This window comes from Enterococcus sp. DIV1444a (assembly GCF_051712125.1).
Taxonomy (GTDB): Bacteria; Bacillota; Bacilli; order Lactobacillales; family Enterococcaceae; genus Enterococcus; species Enterococcus faecalis.
The window spans coordinates 2,191,457-2,208,066 of sequence record NZ_JBIOOG010000001.1 but is presented as its reverse complement, the minus strand read 5'-3'; the positions used below and the strand labels follow the sequence as shown (position 1 = coordinate 2,208,066).

Here is a 16,610-nt window from a genome sequence, read left to right as displayed (position 1 = left end):
AGAAGCAAGTGGTTTTATTTTTACTGTTGCCCAATTTCCAAGCCTAGAACAAAAAGCAATTTAGATTGTTGTTCTAGGCTTGTTTTGCTTGGACTACTAGAAACTTCCATGGATATTTTCGCAGGGAAGTGATAAACTAGAAAGACATATGAAGAGATTAAGAAGTTTGGAGAAGTTACATGAAATTATATTTTACACGACATGGAAAAACCGAATGGAATCAACAGAAACGATTTCAAGGAATGACAGGGGATTCGCCGTTATTACCAACTAGTTATGATGAAATTAAACAATTAGGCCAATATTTACAAGATATTCCGTTTGAAAAAATTTATTCTAGTCCGCTGTTACGTGCTAAAAATACTGCGCGGGGAATTCAACAAGAATTGAATCATCCAGTTGAAATTGTTTATACAGATAGCTTAAAAGAATTAGGTTTAGGTCGTTTAGAAGGACAATATATTGAAGAAATGCGTAATTTTTATGGAGAAGAATTAGATCATTTACGGTATCGTTTAGATTTGTATGATCCAACAGTTTTTGATGGTGAACCGATCGAGCAAGCGATTCAACGGATTTCAGAAACAGTTGTCGAAGCGGCGAAGCAATACGAAGGCCCAGTTCTATTTGTCGGACACGGTGCAGCTCTGACGGCGGCAATCCAAGCGATGGCTGGTAAACCATTATCAGAATTACGGACAATGGGCGGGCTGTTAAACAATAGCCTCTCAATTCTTGAAACCAAAGAGGCAACAAGGAACATGCCATACGACTTAACACTATGGAATGATACGTCTTTTTTAGCTAAAGAAAAAGTCCAATAAGCACAAAACAGAAAGGAGGGCTTGTGGTGGTAACACTTTTTGGTGAGGACGAAGAAAAAGCCTTTATTGTTGGGACTGTACAAGCAATCTTTTTTGAAAATCCTAGTAATTTTTATAAAGTCGTTCTTGTAAATGTGACCGATACAAATACAGATTATTTAGAAAAAGAAATTGTAGTGACTGGAAGTTTTGGCCAAGTTCAAGAAGAAGAGCCCTATCGTTTCTTTGGTCATTTTGTGGACCATCCTCGTTATGGCAGACAGTTTCAGGTGGACAGTTACCAACAAGAAAGACCGACTTCAGCTAATGGGGTGGTTAACTACTTATCAAGTGATAAATTTCCTGGGATTGGTAAACGAACAGCTGAAAAAATTGTTGAAGTATTAGGAGAAAGTGCGATTGACCGAATTATTGATGACCCAAGTGTTTTAGAAGAAGTTACTGTTTTAAATGAAAAAAAACGTCAAGTAATCGTCGAAACAATTCGCTTGAATCACGGGATGGAGCAAGTGATTGTGGGACTAAATCGATACGGCTTCGGTAGTCAGTTAGCTTTTTCAATTTATCAAACCTATCAAGAAGAAACCCTTTCTGTGATTCAAGAAAATCCTTATCAGTTAGTTGAAGATATTGAGGGGGTCGGATTTAAACGAGCGGACAATATTGCTGAACAAATCGGCATTCAGGCGGATTCTGCTGTTCGAATTCGAGCGGCTATTTTACATGAAGTGTTTGAACACTCTATTCGCTCAGGCAATACGTATGTTCAAGCAGATGTTTTGTTAGAAGAAGCGATTCGGACCTTGGAAGCAAGTCGCCCAGTGGAAATCTCACCTGATCAAGTGGTCAATGAAATCATTACGTTAGTCGAACATGGAAAAATCCAACAAGAAGAGACTAAACTTTTTGAGAACAGTCTCTATTTCTCTGAATGGGGCATTGGTACTTCGATTCAGCGTTTACTTTCTCGTAAAAAAGAAATTCATTATGAGGAAGAAGAAGTCCAAAAAAATATCCGAATGATTGAGAAACGTTTAAATATTCAGTATGGCGACTCGCAGCAAGCAGCGATTGAAGAAGCGATTAAATCGCCGTTATTTATTTTAACTGGAGGGCCCGGAACAGGGAAAACAACTGTTATTAATGGGATTGTCTCGTTGTTTGCGGAACTAAACGGTCTTTCATTAGATCTCAAAGACTACACGCAGGAGATGTTTCCGATCTTGCTAGCGGCGCCAACTGGGCGAGCAGCGAAACGTATGAACGAAACGACAGGTTTACCTGCAAGTACCATCCACCGTTTGTTAGGCTTGACAGGTCGTGAAAAAAATCCGAGTTTAACAGCGAAAGAATTAGAAGGCGGTTTGCTAATTGTAGATGAAATGTCCATGGTGGATACTTGGTTAGCCAATACGTTATTAAAAGCTATTCCGACAAACATGCAAGTGATTTTTGTTGGTGATAAGGATCAGTTACCGTCTGTTGGACCAGGACAAGTCTTACATGACTTATTGCAAATTAACGAAATTCCCAAATGTGAGTTAAACGAAATTTATCGTCAGGGAGATGGTTCAAGTATCATTCCTCTTGCCCATGAAATTAAAGAAGGAAAGTTGCCTGCTGATTTTCAAAAAAATCAAAAGGATCGCTCGTTCTTTGCAAGTGATATTGGTCATATCGAAGAATACATTCGACAAATCGTCACAAAGGCAAAAGCAAAAGGGTTTACGCCGCAAGATATCCAAGTTTTAGCGCCAATGTATCGTGGCGCGGCCGGCATTGATGCCTTGAATAAGATGATGCAAGAAATCTTCAATCCAAATGATGGTAAGAAAAAAGAAGTCAAATGGAATGACACCGTCTATCGGATTGGGGATAAAGTTTTGCAACTAGTCAATACGCCAGAATTAAATGTGTCCAATGGAGATATGGGAGAAATCGTCGGAATTACTTTAGCCAAAGACTCAGAGGACAAAGTGGACGAGTTGGTTTTACAGTTTAATAATAATGAAGTAACGTATAAAAGAAATGAATGGAATAAAATTACGCTATCGTATTGTTGTTCGATTCATAAAGCGCAAGGTAGTGAATTCCGTATGGTGTTACTGCCAATGGTCCATCAGTATAGCCGAATGCTGCAACGAAATTTGTTATATACAGCAGTGACACGTAGTAAAGAATTATTAATTCTATTAGGTGAGGTTTCTGCTTTTGAAACATGTGTCAAAAACGAATCGGCTAGTCGCATGACGATGTTAAAAGAACGAATCGTGAACGCAGAACAAATGACCTTAACGACTAGAACTCAGTTAGAAGCCTATGAAGAAGGCTTAACGGCAGACCATCCATTTACTGAAAAAGAAACGAAAGCTGTCTCTTATGAAACCGAACAGCAATCAACGAAAGCCAATCAGATCAAAGAAACAGACGAGCAATTAGTTGACACGACGGTACAAGAAGTTTCACTATTTGCTGATGAAGTGGAAGAGTCAACCCCAGAAACAGCAAATAAAGCGACAAAAGTTGTCGAAGAATCATTACCAAAAGAACCACGACTAACAGTCGAAATTATTCAAACAAATGCTGTTGATCCAATGATTGGAATGAAGGATACGACGCCTTATCAATTTATGTGAGAAAAGGAAAGAGTGCCATAAGTCGTTTTGACTTATGGCACTCTTTTTAAACCTTAAGGGACTCACTTAAAACCAAAACAAACGTTTTTGTGTGGTGTAAACCATATCAATACTTCGTTTGCCTAAAATTTCGCCATCTGCGTGAACGGCATGTGGAATCGTCGAAACAATTCGAATTTTGCTTGATTGAAAATGATGAAAATGCTTAGATTTCCCTTGTTTTTGGCGAAGCAATAGGAAAATAAGCCACAAAATTTTAAAAATGTTGATCCGTTCCACGACAACTAAGTCCACGACTGCTTTGCGAGGATTGGCCGTCGGCATAATTGATACACCCCCGCCAAAATAAGGATGATTTGTGACCGTACATAGGAAAGCACGATTAAATGTGTATTGTTTACCATTCATTTCAACTAAAATTGGAAAGCCCTTTTGTTTAAAAAAGACATGAATGATTGAAGAAATATAGGAAAGCGAGCCAAGCTTAAATTTATTTAAGGCTTTTTTTGATGACGATTCGTTGGTTTTTTCCACGATTGCCGCATCTAATCCTAAGCCAACATTATTGGTGGCTAAGCCGATTTCTTCTTGGTTGGCTTCTACATAATGAATCGTTTGAATTTCTTTTGGTCGTCTAGTGCGCAGGATTTGATGCAATGCTTTATCAATATTTCTTGATAATCCCACCCCTCGTGCAAAATCATTTCCAGAGCCACACGGAATGTAGCTTAAAGGAATAGCTGAATCATATGGAAGTAATGAATTAATGACATTATGTAGTGTGCCATCGCCACCTAGCACGACTAGGATTGGAAAAGTTGAAACTTCTATGTCTTCAGACCAAGGAAGTAAAGTTGTTTCTGCAAGTTCCTTCGTCAATTCTTTTTCATGTCCAGCGTAATCAGTGTAAAGAGCCGTATATTTAAGTTCTTGTTGCTTGAGTTGTTGAATCACTTTTCTAGCGACTTTTCGGCCATTGCCGCTACTTGCCTGCTCGTTGATAATAAGATAGTAGTGAATGTTCATTAAGCTCCTCCTTTGAATCGCTATTGTCCATTATACCAGAGGGAGGAACTTCTGCGAATAAAGATTGCTTAAAAAAGTAAAAAATGACTAGAAAAAGGCACGAAATAATGCATGAAAGGTGAAAACTTCAAATAAGTGCAAAGTAAAACAGAGCTTTCGTTGACTATTTTGACTTTCCATATTAGAATGTGAACTGTTGCAATTGTAACCAAGGTTCATCAACCATCCCTTGTAAAAAAACTCGGAGAAAGAAGGAAAAAGTATGCAAAATTCGTTTCAAGCCAATCGAAAGCTAAGAACAGTCTTAGCCAATGGTATCATTATGGGCTTATATATTGTCCTCTCTTTATTGGTTCGGCCAGTTTCTTCTGGTATGATTCAATTTAGAATTTCAGAAAGTTTGAATCACCTAGTCGTTTTCAATCGCAAATTGATGTGGGGTGTTTTAGGCGGCGTTATCTTTTTTAACTTATTTTTTGGTTTTGGTGTAATGGATGCTCTGTTTGGTGGAGCGCAAACATTATTCGCATTGAGCTTAACAGCTTTTTTACAAAAAAAGGTACCAAGTATTCCTGTTAGAATGTGTCTAAATAGTCTATTTTTCACTGTAAGTATGTTTTTTATTGCCTTTATGCTAGTACCAAGTGGCGGTCAAGCATTTTGGACAACTTATGGTTGGTTAGCATTAAGTGAAGCGATTATTATGACGATTTCAGCACCAATCATGTATTTTATCAACAAGTCATTGAAATTTGAAACACGTATTTAATTGAAAAGATGTAGATAGAAATGATTCATCCTTTGAATGGCAGTGAAGAAAAGTGTCGTAGCTATTAGTTAACTAAGTGATAGAATGAACTGTTTCTACCTCGTCTTTTTTACATAAAGAATAAGATCTACATTTTTTCTAAAAATTTTCATGTAAAACTTTACTAGTCTGTTGGAATACACTATGATAGTGTAAGATAAACGGACTATTGGAAAGTCACAGTAGAGGAGTTTGAACATGTACACATTTAAAATCGGTATTCCGGCAGAAGTACACGATACATTTGTTAAAAATCACCCATTATGTAATTTACTCCAGTCATCTTCATGGGCAAAAGTCAAGGATAACTGGGGTTCTGAAATTGTTGGGGTTTATGAAAAGGATACATTAGTCGCATCAAGTTTAGTTTTAATCAAACCATTACCAGCCGGTTTTACGATGTTATATACACCAAGAGGTCCAATAATGGACTATACAAATGAACGTTTGGTCAGCTACTTTATGGCTGAATTGAAAAAATTTGGCAAGAAAAAACGAGCTTTATTTATAAAAATGGATCCAGCGGTTCACTATCAAGATTTCCATTTGGGAGAAGAACATCAACCGCATGCTGAAGCGACATCCATTATTGAGACTTTAAAAAAAGCTGGAGCCAAATATCAAGGACTAACAATGGATATGGGGGCTACCATCCAACCTCGTTTCCAAGCGAATATTTATCGTGAAGATTTTAGTGAGGAACAATTGTCAAAAAGCACCAAGAAAATGATTAAAACAGCCGAAAAAAAGGGGGTCGTTGTGCAGCAAGGGCATGTCGACTTTGTTGATGAATTTGAAAAAGTCATTCAATCAACCATGGAACGCCAACATATTTCTTTACGGAATAGTGATTACTTTAAGAAGCTGTTGAACATTTACCCAGAAGACTCCTTTATTATGCTGGCGCAAGTCAATTTAAAGGAACGTTTAGATAGCACGCAACAACGCTATGATAAAAATCAAAAAGACTTAAGTAATTTGAAAGAAAATCAAGTGAAAAAGCGCCATAATTTAGAAGAATTAGATGCTTCCTTGACTCGGGAACTAAAAGAATTAGAAGAAAATATCGCAGAAGCTGGTGAAATCGTCACGGTTGCTGGCGCCTTGGCTGTGACATTTGGTCCAACAAGTGAAATCCTTTATGCTGGCTTAGATGATCGTTATAAACGCTACATGCCAACTTATGTGACTTGGCGAGATGCTATTCAAGAGTGTTTTAATCGTGGGTGCGAAAGCTGTAATATGGGCGGCTTAGAAGGTAGTTTAAATGATGGCTTAATTAAGTTTAAAGCCAACTTCAACCCAACGATTAATGAATTTATTGGGGAATTTGATTTGCCGGTTAATAAATTATTATTTAAAGCCAGTGAATATGCCTATAAATTACGAAAACAAAAAAATAAATAAAAAACACAAGGACTAAAAATCAAACTCGATTTTTAGTCCTTGTGTTTTTTTCTATAATTTTTGCGTTGCATTCCGTTTCATTAAGCGAAGCAAAACGCTAGCAATTGCTGAAGCAGCTACACCAGCAACAAGAGCTTCTGGCACACCAGAACTGAAAATCGTTGCAATAATTGCTAAGTAAACAGCAGTTCCAGCTTTACCAATAATTTCAGCATAAGCGGAATTAAAAAGAAAATAAATCATGTTCATGACTAAAATGGTATTCGTTGCTGAGCCTAAAACACCAGCCACAAACAAGGAGACAGGTTGCGCTTTTTCCTTCGTTAATTTATTTAGCCATTTGTAGGCGAAATAAGGGACGACTCCAATTAAAATCCGCGGAATGAGCACAATTAAAAGAGCTTTCCAACTACCATGATCGGTACCAATCACAGGAATAAATGGAGAAAAAACAAACGACAAAGGTGTTGGTGCTGTCGTATTTTTAATTAAGCTAATGACCCCAAACGTGCCGCCCAACATACTACCGATTTTTGGTCCTAAAACAATGGAACCAATAATTACAGGAATATGCATCGTGGTCGAATTTAAAGGGCCTAGTGTGATGAATCCTAGCGGGGTTAAAGCCAGTAAAAGTAAGATAGCTAAGAACATTGCTGTTAACGTAAATTTTTTCGTGTTATTCATAAATTACTCCTTGTTATCAGATGATAAAATTTTCAGCACTGTTTGAATGATATCTTCAACAGTGGCAAGTGCGCCACGACCATAATCACCACAAGCTAAAAGAGCCTCGCGTGGGATTATTTCTTGATAGCCGACTTCTTTTAAAATGCCAATATTTCGTTGGACAATGGGGTTTTGGTACATATACGTATTCATCGCTGGCGCAATAATTTTTGGGGTTTCAGGATAAAGTGCCAAAGCAACTGTTGATAATAAGTCGTCGGCAATCCCATGAGCCAATTTCCCAATTGTATTGGCCGAAGCAGGCGCTACTAAAAATAAATCCGCTTTTTTAGCTAACTCAATGTGATTAATTTTACTGGAGTCAATTTCCATCATAACATCCGTATGCACCGGATTCTTAGAAAGTGATTGTAATGTCAGTGGGGTGATGAACGCCGTGCTGCTTTTAGTCATTAAAATTTCCACATTGTACCCAAGTTTAGTTAGATGACTTGTAATATCTGCTGCTTTATATGCAGAAATGCTGCCAGAGACACCTAATAAAATAGTTTTCATTGTTGTTCTCTCCATTTCTTTTCAACATTTTTAACGATCATCGAACCAATCCCTTGTTTTGAACAAGCTTCTTGGACAATGCCCGTTTCGTTAATTAATAATCCTTCGTGTTCAGTTTCATGAACGTTCATCAAGTCATTGGCTAAGACAAAGTCACACCGATTTTTAATCAAAGCGGCTTGTGCAACCTGGACAAGTTCTTCTTGTGAAACGTTGACAAGTAATTTAAAGCCAACTAAAACAGTTTGTGGTTGGTTGTCACGAATCATTTGGATGACTTTAGGATTTTTCTTTAGAAAAATTAATAATCGATCCGTATCGGATGAAATTTTTGTTGCTGTTTGAGGAATATCAGCAATCTGATTTAATGTGTTTTGAATGATAGTTGCCAAGGCATCTTTGGTCTTTGGCAATGTTTGTTCGCTTAATTGTTGAGCAAAAGAGGCAATAAATTGTTCTTCCGTTTGCGCAGTTTCCGTCGTGAAATCACTGACTGCCATTGCGTGAACAATCGCATCAAATTGCTTTTCAGCGAAGAGTTGTTCTAACGTAGTGGCTAATTCAACCGTTGTTTCTATTTCTTTAATTGATAAGTCCAATTGTTGCGTTGGACGTAATGCATGTTTGGTTGTTACATAGGTTACGGTGTGTCCAGCAGCTAAAAAACTTTCAGCAATTGCTTTTCCTAGTCCGCCAGAAGAATGATTGGTAATTGAACGAACATTATCAATCGGTTCTGACGTTCCGCCAGCAGTAACTAAAACATCCATAATCAAAACGCCTCCTTAAGAAATTCGGACAATGGTCCGTCCAATATGTTGGCCTGCTTGTAATGCTTCAAAAACAGGGGGAAGTTCTTCTAAAGTAATCTCTTGATACACAGCTTTTTCAGTGATGTCTAAATCAGTCGCCAGACGTTGCCAAACTGTTTTTCGTTTGTCCATACCAACATTAACCGAATCAATGCCCAATAAATGAACGCCCCGTAAAATAAAGGGTAAAACGGTTGTCTCTAATGTAATTCCAGCAGCACGGCCACAAATGGCTGAACGGCCATCATAACGAAGTTGTGGTAAAACAGCAGAAGTAATTTCCCCACCAGTAGTATCAATTGCAAAAGCAAAACGCTGTTTCATTAATGCTTTAACAGGAGTTGCTAAGAAATCTTCTACTAATAAGCATTCACTAACACCTAACTCTTTTAAAAGCTCAAAAGAATCTGGCTTTCTAGTTAATGCAGTGATTGAAGTGTAGCCTAATTGATGCAACATCGCAATAGACAATGTCGCCACACCGCCTGTCGCACCAGTTACAATAATGGGGGCTTCTTTGTCGTCTCGTAAGCCATCGTCTTCTAAAGCTGTGACAGATAATCCTGCCGTAAAGCCAGCAGTTCCAAAAATCATTGCTTCTTTGAGACTCATTTTTTCAGGAAGTGGAACTACCCAATCACCAGGAACACGTACATATTCAGAATAACCACCAGTATGACTAACCCCTAATTGATAGCCTGTTACGATCACTTTATCGCCTTCTTTGAAACGAGGATCTTCCGATGCGACGACAGTGCCACTGACATCAATTCCTGGAATCATTGGATAATTGCGAATCACACCGCCGTCTTTTTTTGAAGCTAAAGAGTCTTTAAAGTTAACTGAGGAGTAGGCTGCTTTGATTATTACAGTGCCTTCTGATAAATCGTCTAAAGTAATGGTTTCTAGTTGACCAATAACAGATGTGTCTTGTTCTCTTAACGTAAATGCTTGAAATGAATTCATATAAAAACGCTCCTTCCAATTATGTAAAAAGCAACTCGTCTTATTTTATCATATTCTGATTTTTTCGTATCATTTTTCTTCTTATAAACAGTAAGTTATACAGAAAAGAAAGATTGTGTGACAATTAAACTAGAAAAATAAAGAAAAATGGTTGAAATTTTTCAAAAAGTTCGTATACTAAAAAAGGTAAAACTAAACTGTAAGTTTAGTATTACAAAACTTTTGTTGAAAAGATTAGTTGAAATAGAAACGAGGTGTGCCATGGAAATTGGTGAGAAGTTGAGAAATTTACGCATTCAGAAAAATTTAACGCAAGAAGAATTAGGCGAAAGAACGGATTTATCCAAAGGCTATATTTCCCAATTGGAGCGGGATTTAAGCTCACCATCAATGGAAACATTTTTCTCAATTTTAGAAGTCCTAGGCGTGACGCCAGAGCAGTTTTTTAGTCAACAACCGCTTGAACAGAAAATTGTCTACAATGAAGAAGAAAGTACCCTCTATTATGATGAAGAACATGGCTATGAACTAAAATGGTTAATTCCAGCCTCAAATGAAAAAGAAATGGAACCTGTCATTATTACTTTTGATAAAAATGGCGAATATAAAACGTTTGAACCTTCTCTATCGGAAACATTTATTTATGTGATTGATGGCTCCATTCGTTTGACATTAGGGGAAGCCACGTATATTGCTAAAAAAGGTCAAACCATGTATTACCAAGCAACAGAACCTCACCAAATTAGCAACAATGGTCGAGGAAAAAGTCGTGCGTTAATTGTGGCGACAGAATCGTATTTATAAAGGACGAAATGGAGGAGTTTATCCAGTGAGAAACCATGTGATTTCATTTGAAAATGTTGTCAAACAATTTGACGATGAACCAGTATTAAAAAATGTCAGCTTTGAAATTGAAGAAGGAAAATTTTATACGTTATTAGGACCTTCAGGATGTGGCAAAACAACGATTTTGCGTATTATTGCGGGATTCAATGATGTGACTTCTGGCGATGTTTATTTTGATGGCAAAAGAATAAATGATGTACCTGCCAATAAACGCCAAGTCAATACCGTGTTTCAGGATTATGCTTTGTTTCCTCACATGAATGTTTTTGATAATGTTGCGTTTGGTTTAAAAATCAAAAAACTATCTAAAGCAGAAATTGAAAAAAAAGTGAAAGAGGCATTACGTTTGGTTCAATTACCGGGCTACGAAACACGTGAAATTAGTGAAATGTCTGGGGGTCAACGTCAGCGGGTCGCAATTGCTCGAGCGATTGTGAATGAGCCAAAAGTATTGCTTTTAGATGAGCCGTTATCCGCTTTAGATTTGAAATTACGCACAGCGATGCAATATGAACTACGTGATTTACAACAACGTTTAGGGATTACTTTTATTTTTGTGACCCATGATCAAGAAGAAGCATTAGCGATGAGCGATGAAATTTTTGTCATGAATAAAGGCCATATCGTGCAAAGTGGCACACCAGTTGATATTTATGATGAACCGATTAATCACTTTGTCGCTGACTTTGTGGGGGAAAGTAATATTGTGGATGGCGTGATGCTGGAAGATAATTTAGTTTCATTTGTGGGCAAAAAGTTTGAATGTGTCGATGGCGGCATGCGGAAAAATGAACCTGTAGAAGTCGTTTTGCGTCCAGAAGACTTAACGATTACCACGCTTGAAAAAGGCAAGCTAACCGTAACGGTGGACACACAGTTATTCCGCGGCGTTCATTATGAAATTATTTGTTTTGATGAACAAGGAAACGAATGGATGGTGCATTCCACTCGAAAAGCCAAAGAAGGGGCTCAAGTGGGGCTATCTTTTGAGCCAGAAGATATTCACGTGATGCGTTTCAATGAATCAGAAGAAGACTTTGATGCCCGTTTAGAAAGTTACGACGAGTAAACGAAAGGGGAAAATAAAATGAAAACAATGCGTCGAATTTATTCGATTCCCTATGTAATGTGGTTACTTTTATTCGTCATTGCGCCAGTGCTAATGATTATTTATCAATCATTTTTCGATATGAATGGCCAGTTTACTTTGGCGAATTACCAAACGTATTTTACATCAGGAACATATTTAAGTATGACCATTAATTCGGTTTGGTATGCTTTTCTGATTACCATTTTTACGTTATTGGTAAGTTATCCTACGGCTTATTTTTTGACAAAGCTCAAGCATAAACAGTTATGGTTAATGCTGGTTATTTTACCAACGTGGGTGAATTTATTATTAAAAGCTTATGCCTTTATTGGGATTTTCAGTATTCATGGGAGTATCAATCAGTTTATGAGTTTTATGGGTTTGGGCACGCACCAAATTCTGTTTACAGATATCAGTTTTTTATTTGTCGCAACGTATATTGAAATTCCATTTATGATTATGCCGATTTTTAATGCCTTAGAAGAGATGAATCCTTCATTGATTAGTGCTAGTCGGGACTTAGGAGCTAGCAGTGCGGAAACGTTCCGCCGGGTCATTTTTCCTCTCTCCCTAAACGGTGTGAAAAGTGGTGTTCAAGCTGTCTTTATTCCTTCGCTCTCGCTCTTTATGTTAACGCGTTTAATTGGCGGCAATCGGGTGATTACGTTGGGGACGGCGATTGAGGAACACTTCTTAGTAACGCAAAACTGGGGTATGGGTTCAACAATTGGTGTGATTTTAATTGTTGCCATGTTTATTGTGATGTTGCTGACGGGTGAGAAGAAGAAAGGGCGTGGCAAATAATGCAAAAGAAAAAGTTTAAATGGTCTTATGTGTATTTATTCGTTGTCTTTGCGCTACTGTACGCACCAATCTTTTATTTGATTTTTTATTCGTTTAACGACACGCAAACGATGAATCAGTTTACTGGTTTTACGTTAGATAATTATCGGAACGTTTTTGAAGACACACGTTTGTTAACCATTGTTCTGAATACATTTTTGTTAGCTTTCTTATCGGCTTTAATAGCAACCATCATTGGAACATTTGGTGCGATGGGGATTTATTATACAAAACGTCGTAAAAACCGGAACACATTGCTTAGCTTTAATAACATTTTACTCGTTTCACCAGATGTTATTATTGGGGCCAGTTTCTTAATTTTCTTCACGGCAGTAGGGTTTATCAGTTTAGGTTTTACAAGTGTGTTATTGTCGCATATTGCCTTTAGTATTCCAATTGTTGTTTTAATGGTTTTACCAAAACTACAAGAGATGAACGACTCCATGGTAGATGCGGCACGGGATTTAGGGGCCAATAATGTTCAAGTGATTAAAAATATCATTTTGCCTTTTTTAGCGCCAGGAATTATTGCTGGCTACTTTATGGCCTTTACTTATTCGTTGGACGATTTTGCCGTAACATTCTTTGTGACAGGCAATGGTTTTTCAACATTATCTGTTGAAATTTATTCACGAGCACGTCAGGGAATTAGTTTAGAAATCAATGCCTTAAGTGCGTTAGTGTTCCTATTCTCAATGATTCTAGTTGTCGGTTATTACTTTATCAGTAAAGACAATACGCCAAAACGTTTAAAGAAAATGCGTCGGGAACAAAGTGAGGTGGCCAAGTTAAAATGAAAAAATTACAGTCACTTTTTATTGGAATTATCGCTATTATTGTCATCTTGTTTTTTGGCGTGCGCCAATTGGAGAAAGCAAGTGGCATGGCAGGAGCAGATACCTTAACCATTTACAATTGGGGGGACTATATAGATCCGGCCTTGATTAAGAAATTTGAAAAAGAAACAGGCTATAAAGTCAATTACGAAACCTTTGATTCTAATGAAGCCATGTATACAAAAATTCAGCAAGGTGGCACAGCCTATGATATTGCCATTCCTTCTGAATATATGATTCAAAAAATGATGAAAGCGAAGATGCTTTTACCACTTAATCACAGCAAATTAAAAGGCTTAGAAAACATTGATGCACGCTTTTTAGATCAATCTTTTGATCCCAAAAATAAGTTTTCCGTTCCATACTTCTGGGGCACGTTGGGGATTATTTATAATGATAAATTTATTGACGGCCGTCAGATCCAACATTGGGATGATTTATGGCGCCCGGAATTAAAAAATAATGTCATGCTGATTGATGGCGCTCGCGAAGTGTTAGGATTATCTTTGAACAGTTTAGGCTATTCGTTAAACAGTAAAAACGACCAACAATTACGTCAGGCTACCGATAAGTTAAACCGATTAACGAACAATGTTAAAGCAATTGTTGCCGATGAAATCAAAATGTACATGGCTAATGAAGAAAGTGCAGTTGCTGTAACTTTCTCTGGTGAAGCAGCTGAAATGCTAGAAAATAATGAACATCTACATTATGTGATTCCCAGTGAAGGCTCTAATCTATGGTTTGATAACATTGTGATGCCTAAGACAGCCAAAAATAAAGATGGTGCCTATGCATTTATGAACTTTATGTTGCGACCAGAAAATGCAGCACAAAACGCAGAATATATTGGTTATTCCACACCAAATAAAGAAGCTAAAAAACTATTACCAAAAGAAGTTGCCGAAGATAAACAATTTTATCCAGATGACGAAACCATCAAACATTTAGAAGTTTACCAAGACTTAGGTCAAGAATACTTAGGAATTTATAACGATCTGTTCTTGGAGTTTAAAATGTATCGGAAATAAAAAAATACCTTCGTAACTTTCGAATCGCCCCTAAAAGTTAGATTTTTTAGTCTAACTTTTAGGGGCGGCTTTTATTCATACAAGCTTCTAATTGAGGCACGAAGAAACCTGTGCTACACTTTGTATAAAGCATAAAAGGAGCAAAGAAAATGAAGAGGAAAACAATCCGAATACTACTAATCAGTAGCGGGCTTATTTTAATCCTGCTGGTGGGTTACCGTTTGTATCTAGAATATCAAACAGATATTCAATTATTTTTGAATCCTAAAGCCAGTAAGACACAATTATTAGAACGAATTCGTTCACATGGTTTTTCAGCAGCGCTATTGTTAGTTTTTTTGACCGCGATCATGTGTGCAGTACCAGGGATTCCAACCTCGGTAATTGGTGTGATTGCAGGATTGAGTTTTGGTCCCTTTAGCGGCACACTCATTAATGTTTTAGGGAATAGTATGGGAAATTTAGTTGCGATCTTTTTGATGCATCATATAAAATTTTTAGATAAAAAAACGGAGACCAATCATTGGGTCCAGGCCATTCAGCGGATGAAGCATCCAAAAATGGGGATTATGGTGGGCTACATGATTCCAATTATTCCTTCTTCGGTGATTAATTTTGCTGCGGATACTATGCAGTTGACATTAAAAAATTTAGTAGCCGCTATATTGATTGGCGTGATCCCTTCCTCAATACTTTACGCATGTGGAGGCGAAGCGCTATTTCATGGATATAATAAAACGGCTGTGTTGTTAATTGTGAGTGTTCTTTTATTCGTTGGCTTGGTGGTCATTATTGAGAAAGATAGAAAAAGATTTCAAAAAACTGTTCTTTAAGAACGGTTTTTTTGTGCATTTGAACAATAAATCCTGTTAAATTTACAATTTTAAAAAGAAAGGACTTTGATAAAATGAAAGCGTAAACAATTTAAGGAGCTGATTTTGAATGCCAGATATTACAATATCTTGGGTTGCTGCAATTTTAGGATTAGTTGTAGCGATAGTATTAATTTTGAAAAAATTTAATCCTGTGTATTCCTTGTTTTTTGGTGCAATTGTTGGTTGTCTTATTGGAGGCGCTTCCCTGTCAGATACAGTCGCTGTTCTATTAAACGGAACACAAAGTATTATGGGAACCGCAATCCGTGTCTTAGCAGCCGGCATGTTGGCGGGTGTGATGATGGAATCCGGTGCGGCAGAATCAATTGCCAACGCCATTGTACAAAAGCTGGGCGAGAAAAAAGCTATTTTATCTTTGGCATTATCCACAATGGTAATTACAGCAGTGGGCGTATTCATTCCTGTTGCAGTGTTAATCGTTGCCCCGATTGCTCTATCCGTTGGGAAAAGTACAGGTATCAGTAAGTTATCATTATTGATTGCTTTATCAGGTGGCGGCAAAGCGGGCAATATTATTTCGCCTAATCCAAATACTATTGCAGCGGCGAACGGCTTTGATTTACCTCTAAGTGACGTTATGATTGCTGGCTTTATTCCAGCCGTCTTTGGTTTAATTACGGCTGTTGTTCTTGCAAATATCATGAGAAGCAAAGGATCAATGGTCAAAGAGACGGATCTTGTGGAGGAACAAACAAAAGAATTATTACCTTTGAAAAAGGCGTTAATCGCGCCAGTGTTAGCGATTGTCTTATTATTACTTAATCCGATTGGCGCCGTTTTAAATATTTCTTTCATCAAAAGTTTGAATATTGATGCTCTGTATATTTTGCCGTTCGCCTCAGTTGTTGGGACAATTGCGATTGGGCAAACAAAACAACTGGCTTTTTATGCGTCTTCTGGCTTGAAGAGAGTAACCGATACCGTTTTAATTTTAATTGGTGCAGGTGCAATTGCTGGATTAATTTCTGTTTCTGATTTATCAACACAAATTGTCCACTTAATTTCTGTAATGGGAATTTCTGGAACCTTCTTGGCACCAATTTCTGGTATTTTAATGGGCTTAGCAGTTGGTTCAACATCCACAGCGGTTATTTTAGCGACCGGTTCTTTTGGACCAGCGATTTTAGATATGGGCACATCTTCACTTTCAGCAGCAGTCATGGTGCATACTGGGGCAACTGTGATTGATAGTGTTCCTCAAGGCAATTATTTCCATATTACGGCACAAAGTATGAATATGACGATTAAAGAAAGAATTCGAGTGATTCCTTATGAAATGTGTGTCGGTGGGGTAATGACGATTGTTGCAACCATTTTATATGGCTTTATTTTAAACTAGTTGGA

The 16,610-nt window shown here is 37.5% G+C and carries 16 protein-coding genes; 11 read left to right on the top strand and 5 right to left on the bottom strand.

Features of this window, described 5'->3' with window-relative positions:
- The first annotated feature begins 179 nt into the window (after positions 1-179).
- Both IGI87_RS10540 and recD2 read left to right on the top strand, forming a co-directional pair.
- Positions 180-824 (top strand): histidine phosphatase family protein, encoded by a 645-nt coding sequence (locus IGI87_RS10540; RefSeq protein WP_438736975.1) that lies wholly within the window; start codon positions 180-182, stop codon positions 822-824.
- Positions 825-850: 26 nt separating this feature from the next.
- Positions 851-3,460 (top strand): SF1B family DNA helicase RecD2, encoded by a 2,610-nt coding sequence (gene recD2 / locus IGI87_RS10535; RefSeq protein WP_438736973.1) that lies wholly within the window; start codon positions 851-853, stop codon positions 3,458-3,460.
- A gap of 66 nt (positions 3,461-3,526) precedes the next feature.
- Here the strand turns inward: recD2 and IGI87_RS10530 are convergent, their stop codons facing one another.
- Positions 3,527-4,486 carry a diacylglycerol/lipid kinase family protein gene (locus IGI87_RS10530; RefSeq protein WP_438736971.1) on the bottom strand — a complete coding sequence of 320 codons (960 nt, stop codon included), beginning with the start codon at positions 4,484-4,486 and terminating at the stop codon, positions 3,527-3,529.
- A gap of 262 nt (positions 4,487-4,748) precedes the next feature.
- On the opposite strand from IGI87_RS10530, the gene IGI87_RS10525 reads away from it, so the two are divergent.
- Positions 4,749-5,255 carry a QueT transporter family protein gene (locus IGI87_RS10525; RefSeq protein WP_002356499.1) on the top strand — a complete coding sequence of 169 codons (507 nt, stop codon included), beginning with the start codon at positions 4,749-4,751 and terminating at the stop codon, positions 5,253-5,255.
- A gap of 237 nt (positions 5,256-5,492) precedes the next feature.
- On the top strand, positions 5,493-6,701 hold the full coding sequence (locus IGI87_RS10520; protein ID WP_104854884.1) for an aminoacyltransferase: 1,209 nt from the start codon (positions 5,493-5,495) through the stop codon (positions 6,699-6,701).
- A 51-nt stretch (positions 6,702-6,752) separates the two neighbouring features.
- Here the strand turns inward: IGI87_RS10520 and IGI87_RS10515 are convergent, their stop codons facing one another.
- Genes IGI87_RS10515 through IGI87_RS10500 form a run of 4 tightly spaced genes read right to left on the bottom strand, consistent with a single transcriptional unit; the run spans position 6,753 to position 9,724 of the window.
- Positions 6,753-7,388, bottom strand: a complete 636-nt coding sequence (locus IGI87_RS10515) for an ECF transporter S component (RefSeq protein WP_104854898.1) — start codon at positions 7,386-7,388, stop codon at positions 6,753-6,755.
- 3 nt (positions 7,389-7,391) lie between these two features.
- Positions 7,392-7,946 carry a phosphopantothenoylcysteine decarboxylase gene (gene coaC, locus IGI87_RS10510; RefSeq protein WP_438736969.1) on the bottom strand — a complete coding sequence of 185 codons (555 nt, stop codon included), beginning with the start codon at positions 7,944-7,946 and terminating at the stop codon, positions 7,392-7,394.
- Positions 7,943-8,716: a phosphopantothenate--cysteine ligase gene (gene coaB, locus IGI87_RS10505; RefSeq protein ID WP_438736967.1), complete on the bottom strand. Its 774-nt coding sequence runs from the start codon at positions 8,714-8,716 to the stop codon at positions 7,943-7,945. Before coaB ends, coaC begins: the two co-directional genes overlap by 4 nt.
- A 15-nt stretch (positions 8,717-8,731) precedes the next feature.
- Complete coding sequence (locus IGI87_RS10500; RefSeq protein WP_113794501.1) at positions 8,732-9,724, bottom strand: YhdH/YhfP family quinone oxidoreductase; 993 nt, start codon at positions 9,722-9,724, stop codon at positions 8,732-8,734.
- Positions 9,725-9,985: 261 nt separating this feature from the next.
- Between IGI87_RS10500 and IGI87_RS10495 the strand changes: the two genes are divergently transcribed.
- The 7 genes from IGI87_RS10495 to IGI87_RS10465 all read left to right on the top strand — a co-directional run bounded on the left by IGI87_RS10495 (position 9,986) and on the right by IGI87_RS10465 (position 16,605).
- Positions 9,986-10,528, top strand: coding sequence for a helix-turn-helix domain-containing protein (locus IGI87_RS10495; RefSeq protein WP_002356507.1), 543 nt, complete (start codon positions 9,986-9,988; stop codon positions 10,526-10,528).
- 25 nt (positions 10,529-10,553) lie between these two features.
- Positions 10,554-11,639, top strand: coding sequence for an ABC transporter ATP-binding protein (locus IGI87_RS10490; protein WP_002356508.1), 1,086 nt, complete (start codon positions 10,554-10,556; stop codon positions 11,637-11,639).
- A gap of 18 nt (positions 11,640-11,657) precedes the next feature.
- On the top strand, positions 11,658-12,464 hold the full coding sequence (locus IGI87_RS10485) for an ABC transporter permease (RefSeq protein ID WP_438736965.1): 807 nt from the start codon (positions 11,658-11,660) through the stop codon (positions 12,462-12,464).
- Positions 12,464-13,300, top strand: a complete 837-nt coding sequence (locus IGI87_RS10480) for an ABC transporter permease (protein ID WP_002356512.1) — start codon at positions 12,464-12,466, stop codon at positions 13,298-13,300. Before IGI87_RS10485 ends, IGI87_RS10480 begins: the two co-directional genes overlap by 1 nt.
- The gene (locus IGI87_RS10475) at positions 13,297-14,370 is read left to right on the top strand and encodes an ABC transporter substrate-binding protein (RefSeq protein WP_438736963.1); all 1,074 of its coding nucleotides are present in this window, start codon (positions 13,297-13,299) and stop codon (positions 14,368-14,370) included. The genes IGI87_RS10480 and IGI87_RS10475 overlap by 4 nt, the downstream gene beginning before the upstream one ends.
- Before the next feature lie 149 nt (positions 14,371-14,519).
- Positions 14,520-15,203 (top strand): TVP38/TMEM64 family protein, encoded by a 684-nt coding sequence (locus IGI87_RS10470; protein WP_438736961.1) that lies wholly within the window; start codon positions 14,520-14,522, stop codon positions 15,201-15,203.
- Between the two features lie 109 nt (positions 15,204-15,312).
- On the top strand, positions 15,313-16,605 hold the full coding sequence (locus IGI87_RS10465) for a GntP family permease (RefSeq protein ID WP_002359581.1): 1,293 nt from the start codon (positions 15,313-15,315) through the stop codon (positions 16,603-16,605).
- Positions 16,606-16,610: the final 5 nt, after the last annotated feature.